Source organism: Mesorhizobium sp. WSM4898 (assembly GCF_029625845.1).
Classification (GTDB): domain Bacteria; phylum Pseudomonadota; class Alphaproteobacteria; order Rhizobiales; family Rhizobiaceae; genus Mesorhizobium.
This window is the reverse complement of the sequence record NZ_JARTVQ010000001.1, coordinates 346,472-366,037: the sequence shown is the minus strand read 5'-3', so window position 1 is coordinate 366,037 and position 19,566 is coordinate 346,472. Positions and strand designations below refer to the sequence as shown.

The following is a 19,566-nucleotide window of genomic DNA, read 5'->3' as shown; positions in this document are numbered from 1 at the left end:
TTGCCCTGCCGGGCATTTCTCCCCGTATGGTGACGGGGAGAAAGACGCCGTCACCAACGCCTCTCCTCAATCGTAGGTCAGATCCGTCGCCTTGCCGCCGAACACGCGATAGGCGTAGAACGAATAGAAAATAATGATCGGCAGCACGACGACGGTGCCGACCAGGATAAAGGCCAGGCTCTCCGGCGCCGAGGCGGCCTGCCAGATCGTCAGCTTGTCGGGCACGACATAGGGATAGAACGACCAGGCGAGCCCGGCGAAACCGAGCGCGAAGATGGCGGCCAGGGTCAGGAAGGGCCGCAGCGCATGCCGGTCGTCGGGCTTGGGCAGATGAAACGTCTGCCGCCACAGCCACAGGAACAAGAGCGCCGATACGATCGGCAGCGGCGACAGATAGAGGATCTCCGGCCAGAGGAACCATCTGTCGAAGATGCGCGGGCTGGCGAAGGGCGTCGCCAAAGAGACCGCGACCATGCCGAGCGCCGTCAGCACCAGCGTGACGCGCAGCCAGCGCACCGCCTTTCCTTGCAGGTCGCCCTCGGTCTTGTAGATCAGCCAGGCCGAGCCCATGGCGGCGTAGGCCGCCGACAGGCAGAGCGCGACCAGCGCGCCGAAGGCCATGCCGCCAATGCCGACATCGAGGCCGAGCACATAGACGCCGAGCATATAGCCCTGCGCCAGCGAGGCCATGGTGGAGCCGAGAAAGAAGATGCGGTTCCAGCGGTGCTTCTTGCCGGCCGGCACCTTGGCGCGGAAATCGAAGGCAACGCCGCGCAGGATCAAGCCGACCAACAGCAGGAACACCGGGATATAGAGCGCGGTGAGGATGGTGCCGTGCGCCATCGGGAAGGCGACCAGCAAGAGCCCGACCGCCAGCACCAGCCAGGTCTCGTTGGCGTCCCAGAACGGGCCGATCGCGGCGATCATCGTGTCCTGCTCGGCATCTTCGGCGCCTGCGAACAGGATGCCGATGCCGAGATCGAAACCGTCGAGAATGACGTAGATCAGGATGGCGAGGCCCATCAGGCCGGCGAAGATCAGCGGAAGCGCGGTGGGCCAGTCGAAGGTCATCTTTCTTTCCTCCAACCGAGATTGGTCCGACAGACGGCCATACTGTTTGAAGCAATTGTCTCAGATCGATTGCGAAGGTTGGCGCTGCCCCTCATCGCCCCGCCGGCCGCAACGCCAGGGGCAGCGCCGACCTCAGAAGAAAGGCCCGCATCGAACCGACCGTACCGCTTGTCTTGCTCCTGCATGTTCACTCTCCGGCGGCCGGCTGCGACATCGCGGCGTTCATGACGCCGGGCAACGGCGAGGTGTCGCCTTCCTTGGCCGCCTTCAGCGCGAGATGCACCAGCACGCCGAGATAGGCGATCAAGAGCAGCACATAGAGGATGAGATAGACGGCCAGGGTCAGCGCGACATGGCTGCCGGCGACCGGGCCGACGGCATCGGCCGTCTTCAATATCCCGGTGACCAGCCAGGGCTGGCGGCCGATCTCGGTCGTGTACCAGCCGGCCAGCGTCGCCAGCCAGCCGGAGAGCGCCATCGGCACCATGATCAGGGCCAGCGGCTTAGGCAGGTTGCGGCGACGCTTGAGAAAGAAGGCTGCCGACCAGGAGACGATGAGCATCAGGATGCCGGTGCCGACCATGACGCGGAAACCCCAGAACACCGGGAAGACCGGCGGGTGGTTGCCCGGATAGTCGTTGAGGCCGGGTACGACGCCGCTTGTGCTGTGGCGCAGGATGAGGCTGGCGCCGTCGGGAATGGCGAGCTCGATCCTGTTTTCCTTGGCCGCCTCGTCGGGCAGCGCGAACAGCACCAGCGGCACGTGGGCGCCGGTGTTCCAGTTCGCCTCCATGGCGGCGATTTTCTGCGGCTGGTGCTCGAGCGTGTTCAAGCCGTGCTGGTCGCCGGCAAAGATCTGGATCGGAATCAGGATGGCGGCGGCGAAGACGCCGGTGCGCAGCGCCTTCCACATCGATTCCGAGCGGTCGCCATAAAGGTAGCGCAGCGCCGAGCAGCCGGCGATCAGGAACGAGACCGTGAGCCCGGAGGCGAGCAGCATGTGGACCAGGCGGTAGGGCATGGACGGATTGAAGATGACCGCCCACCAGTCGAGGGCATGCGCCTTGCCGTCGATCATCTCGAAGCCGGCCGGTGTCTGCATCCAGGAGTTCAGCGCGATGATCCAGAAGGCGGAAACCGTGGTGCCGCCCGCCACCAGCACGGTCGCCAGGGTGTGAATGCGGTTGGAGACGCGGCGGAAGCCGAACAGCATGATGCCGAGGAAGGCCGCCTCGAGAAAGAAGGCGGTCAGCACCTCATAGGCAAGGAGCGGCCCGGCGATGTTGCCGACCGTTTCCATATAGCCCGGCCAGTTGGTGCCGAACTGGAAGCTCATGGTGACGCCCGACACCACACCCATGGCGAAGGACAGCGCGAACACCTTCACCCAGGTGAAATACGCGCGCATCCAGGCCGAGTCGCCGGTCGCGTTGTAGCGGAGCTTGAAGAAGAGAAGCACCCAGCCAAGTGCAATGGTGATCGCCGGAAACAGAATATGGAACGAGATATTCGCGCCGAACTGGATGCGCGACAGGATGAGCGGGTCCATGCTGGGCTCCGGCTGCAATTCAGGCTTGAAGGATAGGCTTCGAACGCGCATCGGTCAAAGCGGCGCGGCGTCACGCGAGGCGCGTTGTCGCAGCGTCGGGCGGTCATGGACAGACGCACCGCGTGACCGCTTGCCGGCGCTGTTGGAGGCCGCGAGCGGCGGCGACTGTCGAGAACTGTCAGGAGCACGGTCGATTGCCGATTTGCATAAAACGACATCCGACCTATATCAGGTCACGTTTTCCAGCCGGCCATATTTCAGCATGTCACCCATCATCTCCATCTCCGGCGTCACGAAAACCTATGCCACCGGTTTCAAGGCGCTGAAGGAAATCAACCTCGACATCGAGCGCGGCGAGATCTTCGCGCTGCTCGGGCCGAACGGCGCCGGCAAGACGACGCTGATCTCGATCGTCTGCGGAATCGTCAACCGCTCGTCGGGCAGCGTCACCGTCGATGGTCACGATATCGGCAGGGACTACCGCGCGGCGCGCAGCCTGATCGGGCTGGTGCCGCAGGAGCTCACCATCGACGCCTTCGAGACGGTCTGGGCGACGGTGAACTACAGCCGCGGCCTGTTCGGCAAGGCGCCCGACAAGGCTTTCGTCGAGAAGGTGCTGCGCGATCTCTCGCTGTGGGACAAGAAGGACGCCAAGGCCATCACGCTATCGGGTGGCATGAAGCGCCGGCTGATGATTGCCAAGGCGCTGTCGCACGAACCGCGCGTGCTGTTCCTCGACGAGCCGACGGCGGGCGTCGACGTCGAGCTGCGCCAGGACATGTGGGCGATGGTCAGGCGGCTGCGCGAGGACGGCGTCACCATCATTCTGACGACGCATTACATCGAGGAGGCCGAAGCGATGGCCGACCGGGTCGGCGTCATCAACCGCGGCGAGATCATCCTGGTCGAAGGCAAGGCCGAGCTGATGCGCAAGCTCGGCCGCAAGCAGATGACGCTGGAGCTGCGCGCGCCGCTCGCCGCGTTGCCCGAGGGCCTGTCGCGCTATGCGCTGGAGCTGTCGGCGGACGGCAACGAACTCACCTACACCTATGACAGCCAGAGCGACCGGCCGGGCGTCGCCTCGCTGATCCGCGATCTCGAGGCCGCAGGCATTCAGTTTCACGACCTCGATACCAAAAACAGCACGCTCGAAGAGATCTTCGTCAATCTGCTGAGGCAAGAGCCATGAACCGCCACGCGGCTATGAACCTTCGTGCAGTGTGGGCGATCTACCGGATGGAGATGGCGCGTGCGTTCCGCACGGTGCTGCAGAGCATCGTCTCGCCGGTGATCTCGACATCGCTCTATTTCGTCGTCTTCGGCTCGGCGATCGGCTCGCGCATCACCGAGATCGACGGCATCAGCTACGGCGCTTTCATCGTGCCGGGGCTGATGATGCTTTCGCTTTTGACGCAGTCGATCTCGAACGCGTCGTTCGCGATCTATTTCCCGAAATTCGTCGGCTCGATCTACGAGCTCTTGTCGGCGCCGGTCTCCTATCTCGAGATCATCATCGCCTATGTCGGGGGCGCGGCGACCAAATCGATCATGCTCGGGCTGATCATCTTGGCGACCGCGGCGCTGTTCGTGCCGCTCAGGATCGAGCACCCGTTCTGGATGATCGCCTTCCTGGTGCTGACGGCGGTGACCTTCAGCCTGTTCGGCTTCATCATCGGCATCTGGGCCAAGACCTTCGAGCAGCTGCAGCTGGTGCCGCTGCTGATCGTCACGCCGCTCACCTTTCTGGGCGGCAGCTTCTATTCGATCCATATGCTGCCCGGCATCTGGAAGACGATCACGCTGTTCAACCCGGTCGTCTACCTGATCAGCGGGTTCCGCTGGAGTTTCTACGGCAAAGCGGACGTCTCGGTCGGCGTCAGTCTCGGCATGACGCTGGTGTTTTTGGCCGCCTGCATCGCAATCGTGGCGTGGATTTTCAGGACCGGGTATCGGCTGAGGAATTGACGAACAGGGCTTGCTTCAAATCGCCTTGATCAGCCGCAGCAGTCCAAGCATCTCCATCAGCGTTCCCTTGCGGAAGGCAATGTAAGTCGGCTCCTCCAGCCCGTGGAAGCGGCGCTTGAAGGCGGCCTGGCCCTGCAGGTTGAAGCGCGAGCGGTTGACCCAGGGCGACTCGTAGGCGCGCCGGAAGGTGCTGCGCCAGAAGCTCGATTCGGCAAAGCCGCTCGGCTCGACGTCGAGCAGCGGCGACAGGCCAAGCGTGACCACCGAAACGCCCTCCTCGCGAAAGCGATCGACGGCGAATTTGGTCAGGCCGATCTCGGCATGCGGCGTGGCGTCGACCTGCTTGCGCTTGAAGGCGGTGGTATAGCCGATGACCTCGCCATTGCTGAACAGCGGATCGAAATCGAGGATGGCGACGAGCTCACCCTGCGGGCCGTGAAGGACGAAGCGGCGCATGTCGGCGCCGAGATGGTCGGCGAAAGGGCGGTTCAGGAAGCCCATCTCCCAACGTTTGACGATGCGCTCGCCGCGCCAATTCTCGGACAGCCGCGAAACCTCGTCGAGCAGCATGTTGGCCCTGTCCTCGGCGAAGGTGAAGCCCTTCTTTGCCAGCCAGCGCTCCGAATAGCGCACGGTCTCGTTGCGCTTGCCGGAGAAATCATGCGCCGGCAGCTGCAACCTTGTGTCGACGCCCAGCCGATTGATCTGATAACCGAGCCCGGCCAGCACCTTTGCCGTGGCGGCGCTTATCTGAACGAACCAGGGGCCGCCGGCGGCCTCGACGAAGCGCTTGATGTAGCCTGGCCGGTCCGGCGGATCGACGACCGGATCGCCAAGCGCGAAATGGTGCTTCATCTTGGTGCCGAATGCGATGTAGCCATCGCCTTCGCTGAAGTAGGACAGCTTTTGCTGCACGGCGGTGGAATAGGCGAGCGAGAAGTCGCCATGGCGCCGCACCAGCGCCAGGCGCTCGAGATGCGACAGCTCGCGCCGCGGCACCTTGGGCGCCGCGCCGTCAAGAAACCTGTCGATATGGATGCGCAGGGATGGCATCAAGCGTCCGCATGCCGATGAAGAAGGACCCGGAGCCCACGGGCCTCGAATCAGTCGCCTTGGCGCGACGGATCGGTCATGTCGCGCCAGCGCCATATAGGATGCTATCGGCGGCGGATGAAGAGGGAATGTCTATCGGCCAAAGCCGGCGCTCCGGCTGCATCGTGAAACCATATTGCCAATTTCCATGCAATGTTATATATCATGTTATCCGTTGTGTTCCGGCAGTTCGACGATGGAAGATGTTCTGAGGTCCCTCGGCTTTCTCTGCCTCGGCAGCAGGCTGAAGCGCATTGGCGAGCAGTTGCAGGCCGACACGCAGCGCGTGCTCGATCGCCTGGATGTGCGGATCCAGTCGAGTCAGTATCCGCTGCTCGCCGCGCTCGATAGGCTGGGGCCGCTGCCGGTCGGCGAACTGGCGCAGTCGCTCGGCATCGCGCAGCCGGGCGTGACGCGGGCCGTGTCGCTGCTCACCGAGCTCGGCCTGGTCGAGGTCGCACAATCGGATGACGACCAGCGGCGCCGGATCGTCTCCCTCTCAGCGGACGGCCAGCGGCTGGTCGACGCCGCGAAGCAAGACGTCTGGCCGCGCATCGAGGGCGCGGTCGCGGAATTGTGCGCGGACCTCTCCGGGCCGCTGCTTGGCCAGATCGCCGCCATCGAGGATCGACTGGCCGCGACCCCGCTCGACCGCCGGGCGGAAAAGGCCAAGGCAGTGGCGCCCAAGGCCGTCGCACAATGAAACATGTTCTCGACCGTCCGATCTGGAGCGCGTTGGCGACGCGCCACCAGGCCTTTGCGGAAGGCGATACCCTCGCCAGGCGGTACCGGCCTTCGATCGTTCCCTTCGCCGCCACAGCCGCGGACGATGCGGAAAGCCTGCAATCTCTGGGCAAGCTGCTCCCGCCGCTTGAAAGCGCCATCCTGGTTCAGACGGACCCGATCGCTCTGCCTTCGGAACTTGCCGCGGTTTCGACCGCGTCCCTGGTGCAGATGGTTGCCGAGCAGCCGCTTGAGGCGGTCTCCGACGAGCGCGTGCAGCGACTGACGCCGGACGATGCGGCCGAGATGCTCGCTTTGGCATCGCTCACCAAGCCCGGCCCGTTCACGCTCGAAGCCTTGAGCCTCGGCGAGTTCTGGGGCGTGAAGATCGACGGCAGGCTCGCGGCGATGGCCGGCGAGCGCATGAAGCAGCCCGGCTACTCCGAGCTCAGCGGCGTGTGCACGCATCCGGATTTCCGCGGCGGCGGCCTTGCCAGGCTGCTGTCGCTGTTCGTGGCGAACCGGATCATGGCGCGGGGCGAGGTTCCATACCTGCACGCCTATGACAGCAATGCTCCAGCCATCGGCCTCTACGAGGCCATCGGCTTCCGGTTGAGAACCACCCTGAACATGGCCGTGGTCCGAGGCGTGGAGTAATCGCAAGATGAGGAAGGGTCGCGGATCACCGCAACCCTTCCCCTGCTTAAGCGAGTCGCCAATCAGACCGCGATCTTGCCGCCGCCCTGCTTGGTGATGGCAACGACCGCCGGACGCACCGGCATGTCCGGCTTGAAGTCCGGCCAGCGGGTCGATGGATCCTCGTAATAGGAGGGGCGGCCAAAAGCTTCCCAGTCCTCGCCGCCGTCGCCCGGATGCTGGACGGCGACGAAGGCGGTCTGGTCATCCGGCGCGAATAGCGGGCCGCACATCTCGGCGCCGATCGGCACGCGGAAGAACAGCTTTGAGGTCGCCCGCGCCGCGCCCTCGGTGTCGACCGCCCACAGGCCGTCGGTACGGCCGGTGGCCTTCGGGCCCTGGCCGTCGGTCGCGACCCACAGGCGGCCGGCCGAGTCGACGGCACAATTGTCCGGCATGCCGAACCAGCCATTGGCGGTGGTGGCAGTCGAGAAGGTGGCGCCGACATCGGCCACCGAAGGATCACCGCACTTCAGCAGCACTTCCCACTTGCCCTTGGTGGCGGCGAAGTCGCCGCCGTCTTCGACGATCTCGATGATGTGGCCGAAGGCGTTCGCCGCGCGCGGATTGGCGGCGTCGACCTGGTCGGCCTTGCGCTTGGAATTGTTGGTCAGCATGACATAGACCTTGCCGTTGCCGGCATTGGGCTGGATGTCTTCCGGCCGGTCCATCTTGGTGGCGCCGAGCAGGTCGGCGGCGCGACGCGTCTCGATCAGAACGTCGGCCTGGCTGGCGAAACCGTTTTCCGCCGTCAGCGGACCTTCGCCGAACACGATCGGCATCCATTCGACCGAGCCGTCCTCGGCGAATTTGGCGACATGCAGTGTGCCCTCGTCGAGCAGGTTCATGTTGGCGGCGCGGTCGTTCGGATTGAACGTGCCTTTGGTGACGAATTTGTAGACATAGTCGAAGCGCTCGTCGTCGCCGAGATAGAAGACGACGCGGCCATCCTTGGTCACGATCGATTCGGCGCCTTCATGCTTGAAGCGACCCATGGCGGTTCGCTTCCTCGGCACCGAATTGGGGTCATTGACGTCGACCTCGACGACCCAGCCGAAGCGGTTGGGCTCGTTCGGTTCCTTGGCGAGGTTGAAGCGATCGTAATGCGCGCCCCATTCATAGGCGCCCTCCGGAATGCCGAGACGCTTGTAGTTGGCGGCCTCCTTGTGGCCTTCCGGCAGCTCGCCCGAGAAATAGCCGTGGATGTTCTCCTCGGCCATCACATAGGTGCCCCAGGGCGTGACGCCGCCGGCACAGTTGTTGAGGGTGCCGAAGACCTTGGTGCCAGACGGGTCGGCATTGGTCTTGACGCGATCATGGCCGGCTACCGGACCGGACAGCGCCATTTCGGTGGTGGACATGATGCGGCGGTTGAGCTTGCCGTCACGCACCACCTGCCATTTGCCGCCCTCCTTGCGGATCTCGACGATGCTGCCGCCGTGCGCCGCCATCTCGACATCGACGTGCTCCTTGCTGAGCGGCGCCACCTCGGCGGCCTTCTTGCCGTCCTTGTCGACGATCTTGACGATGCCGGGGAACATCAGATGCGGGTTGGTGTATTCGTGGTTGACGACCAGCAGGCCATGCTCGGCCGAGCCGTCGATCGGGATATAACCGATATAGTCGTTGTTGTAGCCGAACTGTCTTGCCTGGGCTTCGGCCGATTGTTTTGCCGGGTCGAATTCCGGCGAATCGGTAAAGAGCGGGTCGCCCCAGCGCAAGAGCACGTCGGCATCGTAGCCCGGCGCGACGTGGTGCTTGTCGTCGATGCCGGCCTCGAGCTCGTCGAATTTGAAGGCCGAGGCCTCGGCGGCGCGCGCCTCGTCTGCCGCGACGAGCGCCAGCGGGCTCACGGTGGCGGCGATGGCCGAGACAGCCAGCGAGCCCTTGAGGAAGTCGCGGCGCGAGAAGCGCGCGGCGATGATCTCGCCCATCGTGCGGTTGTCGGTAGGATTGACGGGCGGGCCGTCATTCTCCTCGAGCTGGCTGGTACGGAAGCGGATCTCAGGTTGGGTCATGGGCTCCTCTGGCTCTTGAGGTGGCTGGAACGGGTAACCGGTCGATCCCTATAGGCGGCCGATCACATTTTCGTGACATCAGCCCCATTGAGCAATGCCAATTTGCCGGCTGATGACTGTTCGCCCACGCATTGGCGCCACACGAGGCCCACGCCACACGGCGAGCAGACTCCCGAGCGCGCTCGGCGCAAGGACGCCAACCATGGCTGCGGGGCTTGCCTTGCGAGATTCCGCCTTCGATCCCGTCGCAGCGTAGCTTGCCCGACGCCATCAGCTTGACGGCTTCGCGCGCTTCGGAAACAAAAGCGGCGAGCGGCGCGGCGAAGGCCGCTTCGGGAGGGATGAACGTGAGTCTCTGGGGACTGGCGCAGCTTGGCGTTTCGACTGTGATTTTCCTGCTGGCCGCGATGGCGGCCAAACAATGGGGATTGGCGCCGAGTCTCGGCAAGATCGTGCTGACGCTGGCGCTCTATTCCGCCGGCAATCTGATCATGCTCAGGCTGATCCGCGAATTCGGCATGTCGGTGTCGTTCAGCCTGTCGGCAGTGATCCAGCTGGTCTCAGTCAATGTCGTGGCGCTGGTCTTCTTTGGAGAGCGCCTCAACACTTTCCAAGCGACAGGCGTCGTGCTGGCGATCGCGGCCGTCGCGCTGATCACGCTCGGACCCTATATGCAGCGGCTGTAATTGGAGCAGGCCCGGCATGAAATCGACCGCCAAGGCGCTGCTCAACAGAATAGAATTCCCGGTGCTTGCGGCCGGGCTGGCCATCGCCTGCGGGCTATGGGGCCTGGTGGAACTCATGGGCGTGGCGCGCGCCACGACTCCGCATGCGTTGGACACGGAAATCCTGCTCGCCTTCCGCCATGCCGGGCAGCCGGACAGCCCGATCGGTCCGCTTTGGCTGCAAGGCGCGGTGCGCGATATCACCGCGCTCGGCAGCACCAGCGTGCTGGTGCTGATCACGACTGCGGTGATCGTCTATTTTCTGCTGATGCGCCGACCGGCGACCGCACTGTTCGTGTTCGTTTCGGTGGCGGGCGGTCAGGCGGCGTCCAGCCTGCTCAAGTTCGAGGTCGACCGGCCCCGCCCCGATCTCGTCTCGCATCTCGTCAACGAGACCTCGCTCTCCTTTCCGAGCGGCCATGCGATGCTGTCGGCGGTGACCTATCTCACGCTGGGCTCGCTCGCCGCGCGTTTCCTACCGAACCGCAGGACGAAGATCTTCGTGCTCGGCCTCGCCGTGCTCACCACGGTGCTGGTCGGAACCAGCCGCGTCTATCTCGGCGTGCATTGGCCGTCCGACGTGCTTGCCGGCTGGTGCGCCGGCTTTGCCTGGGCCATGTTGTGCTGGGTTGCAGCGCGCCTGCTGCAGCGGCGCAAAGTGGTGGCGGACAGCGAATGAGTACTCATGTTTCAACTGTTTGTTATGATGCTTGAAACATCATGATCTTTGGATTATCCATTGATACTGCAGACTCAGACAGGGGTTCTGGCCGATGATCACTGCCGCGCAGATGCGCGCCGCGAGGGCGTTGGCCGGTATCGACCAGAAAACGCTCGCCGAGCGCGCCGGGGTTTCGCTTCCGACCATCCAACGCATGGAAGCGAGTGAAGGTGTCGTCAGAGGCGTGGTCGATACGCTGATGAAGGTCATCCAGGCACTCGACGAGGCCGGGGTGGAGCTGATCGGCGAGAACCAGGCCAGCGAGCGCGGCGGCAGGGGCGTGCGTCTCAAGCCTGCCACGCCGCAGAACTCCCAAGGCTGAGCCGCACAAGAAGTCGCGACGGCGACCGCCGACAGCCCTGCCGACGATCCCGCCGCCCTTACGGAGCGGAAGGCAGTCCATGGATCAGGTCCGGCGGTCAATCCACCCCCAGGCGCGGCCGTCCTTTGCCGAGCTGTTCACGCCCAAGCTGGTCACGGTGCTGCGCGAAGGCTACACGCTGGCGCATTTCAGGGCTGACGCCGTCGCGGGGTTGACGGTGGCCATCGTGGCGCTGCCGTTGTGCATGGCGATCGCCATCGCGTCCGGCGTGACGCCGGAGCGAGGCCTCTACACCTCGATCGTTGGCGGCTTCATCATCTCCGCGCTTGGCGGCAGCCGCTTCCAGGTCGGCGGTCCGGCCGGCGCCTTCATCGTGCTGGTAGCGGCGACGGTGGCGCGCGTCGGCGTCGACGGGCTGCTGCTCGCAACGATGATGGCGGGCGTCTTCCTGCTCGCCATCGGCTACCTCAGGCTTGGCACCTACATCAAGTTCATTCCCTATCCCGTGACCGTCGGCTTTACCGCCGGGATCGCGGTCATCATCTTCTCCGGGCAGATCGTCGAACTGCTCGGGCTGAAACTCGGCGGCAAGGAGCCCGGGCCGCTGGTGCCGAAGCTGACCGTGATCGGCGAGGCGATCGGCACGATCAGTCCGGCCGCGACCTTCGTGGCGATGCTGACTGTCCTAACCATTGTCTTTTTGCGGCGCTGGCAGCCGAGATGGCCCGCGATGCTGATCGCCATCGGCGTCGCCTCGCTGGTCGTGGCGCTGTTCGCCCTGCCTGCGGAAACGATCGGCACGAGGTATGGCGGCATCCCGCGGAACCTGCAATGGCCAGCCCTGCCGCCGGTCAGCTTGGAGAGGATGATCCACGTGCTGCCGGACGCGATCGCCTTCGCGCTGCTCGGAGCGATCGAGTCGCTGCTCTCGGCCGTGGTCGCAGACGGCATGAGCGGAAGGCGGCACCGCTCCAATTGCGAACTGGTGGCGCAAGGCTTCGCCAACATCGCGTCAGCCTTGTTCGGCGGCATATGTGCCACCGGCACGATCGCTCGCACGGCCACCAACGTGAGGGCCGGCGCGCATGGCCCCGTCTCCGGCATGCTGCATTCGGCGATCCTGCTTGTCCTGATGCTGGCGGCGGCGCCCTTGGCCAGCTACATCCCGCTCGCCGCATTGGCCGGCGTACTCGCCGTCGTGTGCTGGAACATGTTCGAGAAGCAGGCTTTCCTCACGCTGCTCAGAGCCTCGCGTGGCGACGCGCTGGTGCTGATGGCGACGTTCCTGATCGTCATCTTCCGCGATCTGACGGAAGGCATCGTCGTCGGCTTCGCGCTCGGGTCGATCCTGTTCATCGATCGCATGGCCAAGTCCATCGCCGTCGAGGCCGATCTGCCGCTGGTGCCGGAGGACGTCGCCGATCGCGCCGCCACTTATGATTCAAGCCAGGCGGCCGACGCCGATACCGTCATCTATCGAATCTCCGGGGCCTTCTTCTTCGGTGCCGCCTCGACCGTCGGCGCCGTGCTCGACCGCATCGCAGACCAGCGCAAGAATTTCATCCTCGATTGCTCGGCGGTGCCGTTCCTCGACTCGACGGCGGCAAACGTCCTCGAGGGCGCCGCGCACAAGGCCGGAAGCGCCGGCGTGCGCTTCATCATCGCGGGTGCCGCGCCGCAGACAAGGCGCATGCTGATCAACCACGGCCTCAAGCGGCCGCTGGTCACCTATGCCGCCTCGATTCGCGACGCGCGGGCGCAGCTGAAAGCACAATCGCAGTCCGCGTAGAGCGACATGTTCTCTCAAACTGCCGCTTCGATCGGCTCGGCAAGTTTCGGGTTGGCGCGCGCCGCGATCAGGCAGCCGGCGACGATCAGGCAAGCCCCGGTCAGCGTGGTCCAGGCCACCTCCTCGCCGAAGAAGAACCAGCCGAGCGCGATCGCCCAGATGAAGGCCGAGTATTCCGTCGGGATGAGATATTGCGCTTCGGCGCGGGCGTAGGCCCAACTCATCAGGAATTGGCCGGCAAGCGACAGCATCGCCACCCCGACCAGGTGAAGCCACAGGTCACTCGGCAGCGCGACGGCGAGCCACGGCGCGGCGAGACCAAGGATGACCGCGATGCAGAGGTTCTGGAACAGCATGATCTCGACCGGCTTGGCCAACAGCGCCTGCCGCCGCGCGAGGATCAGATTGTAGCCATAGAACACAGTCGATACGAGCACCGCGGCCGTGCCCAGGAGCGCATCCTGCGAGTGGCCGGCCTGCCCGAACTGGCCGGCCAGAATGATCGCGACGCCGGCGATGCCGGCCAGCGACGCCCACACCGCCTGGCGCCGGATTCTCTCGCCCAGCAACAAGGCTGCGAGAAAAAGCGCAAACAGGGGCGCGACAAAGCTGAGCCCGATCGCCTCGGCGAGCGGCAATCTGGCGAGACCCCAAAAGAACGAAACCAGGACGATGCCGACGACCGCGGCGCGCAGCGCATGCAGCCCCAGCACCGGAAGAGCCGGCTTCGAGCGCGGCCCCGCCGACCAGGCCGCGCCCGCGATCAAGGTCGAGACCAGGCTGCGCCACAGCACCGTGTTGTACACACCGACCGCGATGACCAGGGACTTCATCGCCGCGTCCATCCCGGACAAAAGGAAGATCGCCAGTGCGCATACGAGCACCGGGACCATTGGCGACACGGCGGCGCCGGTCAGGCTGGATGTCTTCACGGCTTGGCCCATGTGACGGTTGCTGCCGGATATCCCGGAGCGAGCGGCTGAACCAGATGGCAGCCGCGTCGATATGGCGGTCCAGCCCCGATCGACCTCGTTCCCGCCGCAATCGTCCTCAGTCGAGCTTCAGCGCCGCGACCGCGCCTTCGTTCATCAGCGGAACATAGATGGTCGAGTTGCCGTCGGTGCCGATATCGGCGCTGCCCGGCTTGAAAGTGGCGATCGCTTCCGGCGCGCCGCCGCCCTTGTAGCGATAGAGCGTGCCGGTCATGTAGGCGGTGGCATAGATCGTGTCGCCGATGGCGATGACGCCGTCGAGGTCGGCAAAGTTTTGCGCGCCCGGCAGCGGCGTCACCTTCTTGCTGGCGAGGTCGACGGCCAGCAGGCCGCCCGGCGCCGCCGTGCTGAAATCGGGCTTGATGCCCCTGCCCCAGGACGCGACGATCAGCCGGTCGCCATCGGCGAAGACGCCATTGGGCGAGGCGAGCAGCGCATCCTTGATGAACAGCTCCGGTTTGTCGCCGTCGATACGGTAGATCGTGTCGGCGAGCATATCGGTAAAATAGACCTTGCCCGAGGCATCGGCGGTCATGTCGTTGAGGAAGACGGCGCCGGGCACATCGATGGTAGAGACCAGCTTGCCGCTGGCGAGGTCGACGACGCGGACCTTGGTGATGTCGGCGGCGTAGAGCTTGCCGCCGGCAATCGCCATGCCCTTGGGCGCGTCCATGCCGTCCACCCAATGGCGGCTGATGACCTTGCCGTCCAGCGACAGCAGCGACAAATAGCCGTTGCCATCAGCTTCGCCCGGATTGCCGACGATGTTGGAGACGACGATGCGCTTGTTGGCGGCATCGACCAGCGCCGATTCCGGCTGCTCGAAGCCGCCGGCGCGCCAGATCTCGCCGGCCTCGGCGGTGGCAGCCGTTGCGATGCCGGCGATGGCGAGAAAGGTCGAAGCGATGAGGTTTTTCATGATGCTCTCCTGTGTTGACGGCCAAGAGCTAGGTTTTTCGATACTTTTCCGGAAGCCAGTTCGAGCGTAGTATCGAGGAGCGATACGAATTCGCGCAAACGAGGTGCATTCCATGAACGGGCCGATCTTCGAGGCGCTGAAACGGACATTGAAGGCCAAGGGCCTGACCTACCGGGCGCTGGCCGAGCGCATGGGCGTTTCCGAGCCGACAGTGAAGCGCATCTTTCATGAGCGCAACTGCAAGCTCGATCGGCTGATACAAATCTGCGCCGCTGCGGACGTGGAACTGGAGAATGTGCTGGGCTCGATGAACCGGGGACCGGGACCGGCCAACCACGTCGCGCCGGAGATCGAGCGGAAGCTCGCCGCGCGGCCGGCGCTGCTCTTCGTCTTCATCATGCTGTCCGAAAAATTCACGCCAGAAGGCATCATGCGCTCACAGGGTCTCAGCGAAGCATCTATGTTCCTCTACCTGCGCGACCTGGAAGAGCTTGGGCTGGTGGCGCTCGGGCGCGGCCTGTCGGCAAGATTGCTGGTCGAGACACCGATCCAGTGGGATTTCGAGGGTCCGCTGCGGCCGCATTTCGAGACGACCAACAAGAATTTTGTCGGCTGGGCGATAACCCATCTGGAACGCGAAGCGACCTTCGTCAGCTTCTCGCGGCGCATGCGGCCGGAAACGGCGGAGATGGTGCGGCGCGAGGCGGAGGACTTGGCGGAGCGTGCCAGGCTGCTTGCCCATCACGACCAGCACACCACGCCGGAAGAGCAGCTCATCGGCTACAAATGGACCTTCGCCTTCGGCGCGACGCCGTTTCCGGCGATCATGCCGATCGGGCCGCATCCGCGCGATGCCGGCGCTCGGACGGATGCCGGGGCGAAAGCAAGGCGGCCGCTGCCGGCATAGGCGTCAGGCCGCGACCGGGCCGGCTTCCTCATGCGGCGGCGCGAGGTCGTCGCGAGCCTTGCGCGCGAGCTTTCTGGCCGACCGCTTGGGGCTGTCGCCGAACAATTCGGCGGCATCGGCAAGACAGGTCTTGCTGAGGCTTTTTTCCGCACGCTTCAGCAGCTTGCGCAGAAGCCTGGTGTCTTCGGGCGGACCGAGCGGCTCGCCAGCGGCGACGAGCAGCGCGCGCATGACGAAGACGTCATGCAGCTCGCCCAGCCGTTCGCCAAGCTTGTCAACCGCCTTGCGGCGCGCCTTGATCGGCGCCGGCCACAGGCGGCCGAGCAGCGACAGATGCATCGAATGCGTCTTGCACGCCTTGCGCAGGTCGTGAAAGTCATCGGCCTCGCCGCGCGAGCTCGCCTTATCCAGCGCCTTTTTCGCCCGCCGCAAGGCGGCGCGGGCGCCTTCGGCCAGTATGTCGGCCGCCTGCTCGGGCTGATCGGGGAGCGACAGCCTGTCGATACGCTCCAGCCCTTCCCGGCAGGCAGCGACCGCGGCGTTTATGGCAGCGTCGAGACCGGGGCCGGCATGGAGCTCGTGCTGGCGCAGCACCAGCCGCTCGCGGACGGGTTCGAGCTCGCCGGCCGCGGTTTCATCCGGAAAAGCGGAGCCCAGACGGTCGATGGTCTCGATGAGAGCGGTCGCCTCGCGCGGGCCGGCAAGCAGCGCCGACACCTGCTTGTAGCATTCGTTCTCGGTCTGGCAGAACGGTTCGTCTCCGGAACGAACCAGGCGCAACAAGGCGCGCACGCCCTTAAGCCGCTTACGGCACTTGTGCAGTCCCTGCTCCGGCTTGTCGCGCGCCGTCTCGAGTTGGCCAAGCGCCTTGCCGATCTCGTCAGCCAATATGCGCCTGACCTCGCCGGTCAGCGGCAAGCGCGGATCGATGCGAAAGCTCATGCGGCTATCTCCGGAATCCCGCCGAGGGCCAGCGACGCGTTGTAAAACCTCGACTCACCGGTGACCTCGCGACCGAGCCAGTCGGGCAGCATTTCGTCAGGCACGTCCTCCGGCGTCTCCAACTCCGCGACCACCAGCCCCGAGAGCACTCCGCCGAACACATCGACTTCATAGAGATAGCCGCGGTGCCTAACATGGTGACGTGTCTTCTCGATGACACGCCCGATCGCGAAGGCCATCAATTCCTCGGCCTCGGCGAGCGGGATCGGATATTCGAATTCGTCGCGCTCGCGCGTCTTGTTGCCGAACTTCAGCGTCAGCGCGGCGGAGCCTCCGTCGCTGATGCGTACGCGAACCGTGCGTCCAGGCTGCGCGGCGACGTAGAACTGACGAATGCGGATATGCGCCTCGACCAGGCTGCGCCAGGCGGGATCAGCGACCAGGAACTTGCGCTCGACTTCCTTGCCCATGGCCGCGCACTAAAGCCCGCCCGCAGGAAGATGGCAAGCCGCGTTGGAATTCAATTTGACTTTAATCAATCGATTGATTAAATAGGTGGAATGAGCAAACAAACGAACGCCAAAGGGCCGCAACGCGAAGTCTCTCCCGCCGATCAAACGCGCGCGGCGCTGGTGCAGGCCGCGCTGAAGCTGTTCGGCCGGCAGGGCTTCGACGGCACCTCGACGCGCGAGATCGCGGCCGAGGCCAAGGCCAATATCGGCTCGATCGCCTATCATTTCGGCGGCAAGGAGGGGCTGCGCGCCGCCGCCGCCGACTTCATCGTCGAGACCATCCAGGGGATCGCCGGCCAGGCGCTCGGCGCACCCCAGCCGGCGGCCCCTTCGAGCCCGGAAGCCGCCCGGGCGCAGCTCTTTGCCGCGCTGGCGCGGATGGTCGGCTTTGTCGTGGCAAGTCCCCAGGCCGGCGAGATCGTACAATTCGTACTGCGCGAGCTCTCACACCCGACGGCGGCGCTCGACCGCATTTATGCCGGCGTGTTCGAACCGACGCATCGCCGGCTGTGCCAGATCTGGGAGCAGGCGACCGGCGAACCGGCCGAGAGCGAGGCCACCAGGCTCACCGTGTTCACCATCATCGGGCAGGTCATCTATTTCCGCATCGGACGCGAGGCGGTGATGCGCAGGATGGGCTGGCGCGAGATCGGCGACAAGGAGGCCGCCAAGGTCGTGGCGGTCGCGACCGACAACCTCAGGGCAATGCTTGCGGCGCGCGACGCAGCCGCCGGCAGGAAGGTCAAATCATGAGCTTACTCTGTTCGCTGCCGCTCGCGGCCCAGCTGTTCGGCGCCTGCGCGCCGGCCGCCCCGCTTGCCGTCGGCTATGTCGAAGGCGAATATGTGCTGCTGGCGCCGATCGAAGTCGCGCAGGTCGAGACCGTGACGGTCAAGCGCGGCGACCGTGTCGAGTCGGGCGCGCCGGTGGTGACGCTGGAAAGCGCCGATGCCAAGATCGCCGTGGCGCAAGCCCAGGCCGCGCTCGCCCAAGCGCAGGCGCAGCTTGCCGACCTCAAGGTGGGCAAGCGGCCGGAAGAGATCGCCGTGCTCAAGGCGCAGGTGGACATGGCGAAGGCGCAGGCTGCCGACGCCAAACGCAAATATGACCGCGCCAGCGATCTCTACAAGCGCGGCACCGGCACCCAGGCCGATTATGACACGGCCTCGGCTTCGCTGGAGACCGCCAACGCGCAGGTCGGCCAGGCGGAGGCGAACCTTGCCGTCGGCGGCCTGCCGGCGCGGGCCGAAACGATCAGAGCTGCCGAGAACCAGGTCAAGCAGGCGCAATCGGAATTGGGGCAGGCCGAGTGGCGCCTGTCCAAGCGCGTGCTGGCGGCGCCTTCGCCCGGCCGCATCGACGACGTGATCCGCAATCCCGGCGATACGGCCGGACCGACCGCGCCGGTGATCTCGATGCTGCCGGACGGCGCGGTAAAACTCAGCGTCTATGTGCCGGAGACGGCCTTCTCCTCGGTCAAGGTCGGCACCCTGCTCAGCGTCCGTTGCGACGGCTGCGGGCCGGATTTGAAGGCACGCGTCAGCTATGTGTCGCCCGATCCCGAGTTCACCCCGCCGGTGATCTACTCGCTCGAGAACCGGCAGAAGCTGGTCTATCTCGTCGAGGCGCGGCCGGAGGGCGATGCCCATCCGCTGCAGCCCGGCCAGATCGTCGATGTCGACCTGGCGGATATTGACAGATGAACGTCATCGACGTCCGTGGGTTGGTCAAGCGCTTCGGCGACAAGACCGTCGTCAACCATGTCACGATGGCGGTCGCCGAGGGCGAGATCGTCGGTTTCCTCGGGCCGAACGGCTCGGGCAAGACGACGACCATCCGCATCATGTGCGGGCTTTTGACGCCGGATGCGGGCGAGGGCACGGTGCTCGGCTTCGACATCCTTACCGACGCGCTCAAGATCAAACGCGAAGTCGGGTACATGACGCAGAAATTCTCGTTCTACGAGGATCTGACGATCGGCGAGAATCTCGAATTCGTGGCGCGGCTCTACCAGCTGAAGCCGGTCGAGGAGTATGTCTCGCAAACGCTGCAGGAACTCGGCCTGACGACGCGCCGCAACCAGCTCGCCGGCACGCTTTCCGGCGGCTGGAAGCAGCGGCTGGCACTCGCTGCCTGCATCATGCACAAGCCGAAGCTGCTGCTGCTCGACGAGCCGACGGCTGGCGTCGACCCGAAGGCACGGCGCGAGTTCTGGGACGAGATCCACCGCCTGGCCAGCGGCGGGCTCACCGTGCTGGTCTCCACCCATTACATGGACGAGGCCGAGCGCTGCCACCGCATCAGCTACATCTCCTACGGCAAGATGCTGGCCACCGGCACCGTGGACGAGGTGGTGAGGAATGCCGGCCTTACCACCTTCGTGCTGCAGGGACCGCGGCTCGACCGCGTGGCCGAGGCGCTGCAGGGGCGTCCGGGCGTCGACCAGGTGGCGCCGTTCGGCGCCACGCTGCATGTCGTCGGCTCCGACAAGGCAGCCCTCGAAAAGGCGCTCGCCGATGTCGAGAAGGAGCACAAAGGGGTGACGGTGGCGCCGGGCGAGACCAGCCTGGAAGATGTCTTCATCCAGTTCATGTCCGGCTCGAAGGACAACATGGCATGAGAG

General features: G+C 65.0%; 20 protein-coding genes. 12 read left to right on the top strand and 8 right to left on the bottom strand.

The window, feature by feature from the left end; translation table 11 throughout:
• Window positions 1-66 precede the first annotated feature (66 nt).
• Window positions 67-1,071, bottom strand: a complete 1,005-nt coding sequence (locus P9228_RS01860; protein WP_067323390.1) for a cytochrome d ubiquinol oxidase subunit II — start codon at window positions 1,069-1,071, stop codon at window positions 67-69.
• Between the two features lie 187 nt (window positions 1,072-1,258).
• On the bottom strand, window positions 1,259-2,620 hold the full coding sequence (locus P9228_RS01855; RefSeq protein WP_278052085.1) for a cytochrome ubiquinol oxidase subunit I: 1,362 nt from the start codon (window positions 2,618-2,620) through the stop codon (window positions 1,259-1,261).
• 262 nt (window positions 2,621-2,882) lie between these two features.
• Between P9228_RS01855 and P9228_RS01850 the strand changes: the two genes are divergently transcribed.
• Complete coding sequence (locus tag P9228_RS01850) at window positions 2,883-3,809, top strand: ABC transporter ATP-binding protein (RefSeq protein WP_095825060.1); 927 nt, start codon at window positions 2,883-2,885, stop codon at window positions 3,807-3,809.
• A gap of 14 nt (window positions 3,810-3,823) precedes the next feature.
• Entirely contained in the window at window positions 3,824-4,585 is a 762-nt protein-coding gene (locus tag P9228_RS01845; protein WP_067003307.1) for an ABC transporter permease, read from the top strand.
• Between the two features lie 15 nt (window positions 4,586-4,600).
• Here P9228_RS01845 and P9228_RS01840 read toward each other — a convergent pair whose 3' ends face one another.
• Window positions 4,601-5,638, bottom strand: a complete 1,038-nt coding sequence (locus P9228_RS01840) for a phosphatidylglycerol lysyltransferase domain-containing protein (RefSeq protein WP_127403354.1) — start codon at window positions 5,636-5,638, stop codon at window positions 4,601-4,603.
• A gap of 235 nt (window positions 5,639-5,873) precedes the next feature.
• Between P9228_RS01840 and P9228_RS01835 the strand changes: the two genes are divergently transcribed.
• Both P9228_RS01835 and P9228_RS01830 read left to right on the top strand, forming a co-directional pair.
• Entirely contained in the window at window positions 5,874-6,380 is a 507-nt protein-coding gene (locus P9228_RS01835; protein WP_278052084.1) for a MarR family transcriptional regulator, read from the top strand.
• Complete coding sequence (locus P9228_RS01830) at window positions 6,377-7,057, top strand: GNAT family N-acetyltransferase (RefSeq protein WP_278052083.1); 681 nt, start codon at window positions 6,377-6,379, stop codon at window positions 7,055-7,057. The genes P9228_RS01835 and P9228_RS01830 overlap by 4 nt, the downstream gene beginning before the upstream one ends.
• A 62-nt stretch (window positions 7,058-7,119) precedes the next feature.
• Here the strand turns inward: P9228_RS01830 and P9228_RS01825 are convergent, their stop codons facing one another.
• On the bottom strand, window positions 7,120-9,114 hold the full coding sequence (locus P9228_RS01825; protein WP_278052082.1) for a PhoX family phosphatase: 1,995 nt from the start codon (window positions 9,112-9,114) through the stop codon (window positions 7,120-7,122).
• Between the two features lie 347 nt (window positions 9,115-9,461).
• Between P9228_RS01825 and P9228_RS01820 the strand changes: the two genes are divergently transcribed.
• The 4 genes from P9228_RS01820 to P9228_RS01805 all read left to right on the top strand — a co-directional run bounded on the left by P9228_RS01820 (window position 9,462) and on the right by P9228_RS01805 (window position 12,671).
• Window positions 9,462-9,800, top strand: coding sequence for a hypothetical protein (locus P9228_RS01820; RefSeq protein ID WP_067003308.1), 339 nt, complete (start codon window positions 9,462-9,464; stop codon window positions 9,798-9,800).
• Window positions 9,801-9,816: 16 nt separating this feature from the next.
• Window positions 9,817-10,518, top strand: coding sequence for a phosphatase PAP2 family protein (locus P9228_RS01815; protein WP_278052080.1), 702 nt, complete (start codon window positions 9,817-9,819; stop codon window positions 10,516-10,518).
• 94 nt (window positions 10,519-10,612) lie between these two features.
• The gene (locus P9228_RS01810) at window positions 10,613-10,882 is read left to right on the top strand and encodes a helix-turn-helix transcriptional regulator (RefSeq protein WP_067003144.1); all 270 of its coding nucleotides are present in this window, start codon (window positions 10,613-10,615) and stop codon (window positions 10,880-10,882) included.
• A gap of 79 nt (window positions 10,883-10,961) precedes the next feature.
• Complete coding sequence (locus tag P9228_RS01805; protein ID WP_278052076.1) at window positions 10,962-12,671, top strand: SulP family inorganic anion transporter; 1,710 nt, start codon at window positions 10,962-10,964, stop codon at window positions 12,669-12,671.
• Between the two features lie 14 nt (window positions 12,672-12,685).
• Here P9228_RS01805 and P9228_RS01800 read toward each other — a convergent pair whose 3' ends face one another.
• Both P9228_RS01800 and P9228_RS01795 read right to left on the bottom strand, forming a co-directional pair.
• Window positions 12,686-13,615 carry a DMT family transporter gene (locus tag P9228_RS01800; RefSeq protein ID WP_278052074.1) on the bottom strand — a complete coding sequence of 310 codons (930 nt, stop codon included), beginning with the start codon at window positions 13,613-13,615 and terminating at the stop codon, window positions 12,686-12,688.
• A gap of 106 nt (window positions 13,616-13,721) precedes the next feature.
• Window positions 13,722-14,582, bottom strand: coding sequence for an ATP/GTP-binding protein (locus tag P9228_RS01795; protein ID WP_127213833.1), 861 nt, complete (start codon window positions 14,580-14,582; stop codon window positions 13,722-13,724).
• Between the two features lie 112 nt (window positions 14,583-14,694).
• Here P9228_RS01795 and P9228_RS01790 point away from each other — a divergent pair, with 112 nt between their 5' ends.
• The gene (locus tag P9228_RS01790) at window positions 14,695-15,489 is read left to right on the top strand and encodes a helix-turn-helix transcriptional regulator (protein WP_127324876.1); all 795 of its coding nucleotides are present in this window, start codon (window positions 14,695-14,697) and stop codon (window positions 15,487-15,489) included.
• 3 nt (window positions 15,490-15,492) lie between these two features.
• Here P9228_RS01790 and P9228_RS01785 read toward each other — a convergent pair whose 3' ends face one another.
• The gene (locus tag P9228_RS01785) at window positions 15,493-16,431 is read right to left on the bottom strand and encodes a CHAD domain-containing protein (protein ID WP_278052066.1); all 939 of its coding nucleotides are present in this window, start codon (window positions 16,429-16,431) and stop codon (window positions 15,493-15,495) included.
• A complete protein-coding gene (locus tag P9228_RS01780) occupies window positions 16,428-16,901 on the bottom strand; it encodes a CYTH domain-containing protein (protein ID WP_278052064.1) in 474 nt (157 codons plus the stop codon). The genes P9228_RS01785 and P9228_RS01780 overlap by 4 nt, the downstream gene beginning before the upstream one ends.
• 90 nt (window positions 16,902-16,991) lie before the next feature.
• Here P9228_RS01780 and P9228_RS01775 point away from each other — a divergent pair, with 90 nt between their 5' ends.
• Genes P9228_RS01775 through P9228_RS01765 form a run of 3 tightly spaced genes read left to right on the top strand, consistent with a single transcriptional unit; the run spans window position 16,992 to window position 19,563 of the window.
• The gene (locus P9228_RS01775; RefSeq protein ID WP_278052062.1) at window positions 16,992-17,696 is read left to right on the top strand and encodes a CerR family C-terminal domain-containing protein; all 705 of its coding nucleotides are present in this window, start codon (window positions 16,992-16,994) and stop codon (window positions 17,694-17,696) included.
• Window positions 17,693-18,646 carry an HlyD family efflux transporter periplasmic adaptor subunit gene (locus P9228_RS01770; protein ID WP_095799517.1) on the top strand — a complete coding sequence of 318 codons (954 nt, stop codon included), beginning with the start codon at window positions 17,693-17,695 and terminating at the stop codon, window positions 18,644-18,646. Before P9228_RS01775 ends, P9228_RS01770 begins: the two co-directional genes overlap by 4 nt.
• Complete coding sequence (locus tag P9228_RS01765; protein WP_278052058.1) at window positions 18,643-19,563, top strand: ABC transporter ATP-binding protein; 921 nt, start codon at window positions 18,643-18,645, stop codon at window positions 19,561-19,563. Before P9228_RS01770 ends, P9228_RS01765 begins: the two co-directional genes overlap by 4 nt.
• Window positions 19,564-19,566: the final 3 nt, after the last annotated feature.

What these genes read in the sequence shown, in the direction of transcription:
- P9228_RS01860 (WP_067323390.1), bottom strand. Translation starts at nt 1,071, where the DNA reads ATGACCTTCGACTGGCCCACCGCGCTTCCGCTGATCTTCGCCGGCCTG.
- P9228_RS01855 (WP_278052085.1), bottom strand. Translation starts at nt 2,620, where the DNA reads ATGGACCCGCTCATCCTGTCGCGCATCCAGTTCGGCGCGAATATCTCG.
- P9228_RS01850 (WP_095825060.1), top strand. Translation starts at nt 2,883, where the DNA reads ATGTCACCCATCATCTCCATCTCCGGCGTCACGAAAACCTATGCCACC.
- P9228_RS01845 (WP_067003307.1), top strand. Translation starts at nt 3,824, where the DNA reads ATGAACCTTCGTGCAGTGTGGGCGATCTACCGGATGGAGATGGCGCGT.
- P9228_RS01840 (WP_127403354.1), bottom strand. Translation starts at nt 5,638, where the DNA reads ATGCCATCCCTGCGCATCCATATCGACAGGTTTCTTGACGGCGCGGCG.
- P9228_RS01835 (WP_278052084.1), top strand. Translation starts at nt 5,874, where the DNA reads ATGGAAGATGTTCTGAGGTCCCTCGGCTTTCTCTGCCTCGGCAGCAGG.
- P9228_RS01830 (WP_278052083.1), top strand. Translation starts at nt 6,377, where the DNA reads ATGAAACATGTTCTCGACCGTCCGATCTGGAGCGCGTTGGCGACGCGC.
- P9228_RS01825 (WP_278052082.1), bottom strand. Translation starts at nt 9,114, where the DNA reads ATGACCCAACCTGAGATCCGCTTCCGTACCAGCCAGCTCGAGGAGAAT.
- P9228_RS01815 (WP_278052080.1), top strand. Translation starts at nt 9,817, where the DNA reads ATGAAATCGACCGCCAAGGCGCTGCTCAACAGAATAGAATTCCCGGTG.
- P9228_RS01810 (WP_067003144.1), top strand. Translation starts at nt 10,613, where the DNA reads ATGATCACTGCCGCGCAGATGCGCGCCGCGAGGGCGTTGGCCGGTATC.
- P9228_RS01805 (WP_278052076.1), top strand. Translation starts at nt 10,962, where the DNA reads ATGGATCAGGTCCGGCGGTCAATCCACCCCCAGGCGCGGCCGTCCTTT.
- P9228_RS01800 (WP_278052074.1), bottom strand. Translation starts at nt 13,615, where the DNA reads ATGGGCCAAGCCGTGAAGACATCCAGCCTGACCGGCGCCGCCGTGTCG.
- P9228_RS01795 (WP_127213833.1), bottom strand. Translation starts at nt 14,582, where the DNA reads ATGAAAAACCTCATCGCTTCGACCTTTCTCGCCATCGCCGGCATCGCA.
- P9228_RS01790 (WP_127324876.1), top strand. Translation starts at nt 14,695, where the DNA reads ATGAACGGGCCGATCTTCGAGGCGCTGAAACGGACATTGAAGGCCAAG.
- P9228_RS01785 (WP_278052066.1), bottom strand. Translation starts at nt 16,431, where the DNA reads ATGAGCTTTCGCATCGATCCGCGCTTGCCGCTGACCGGCGAGGTCAGG.
- P9228_RS01780 (WP_278052064.1), bottom strand. Translation starts at nt 16,901, where the DNA reads ATGGGCAAGGAAGTCGAGCGCAAGTTCCTGGTCGCTGATCCCGCCTGG.
- P9228_RS01775 (WP_278052062.1), top strand. Translation starts at nt 16,992, where the DNA reads ATGAGCAAACAAACGAACGCCAAAGGGCCGCAACGCGAAGTCTCTCCC.
- P9228_RS01770 (WP_095799517.1), top strand. Translation starts at nt 17,693, where the DNA reads ATGAGCTTACTCTGTTCGCTGCCGCTCGCGGCCCAGCTGTTCGGCGCC.
- P9228_RS01765 (WP_278052058.1), top strand. Translation starts at nt 18,643, where the DNA reads ATGAACGTCATCGACGTCCGTGGGTTGGTCAAGCGCTTCGGCGACAAG.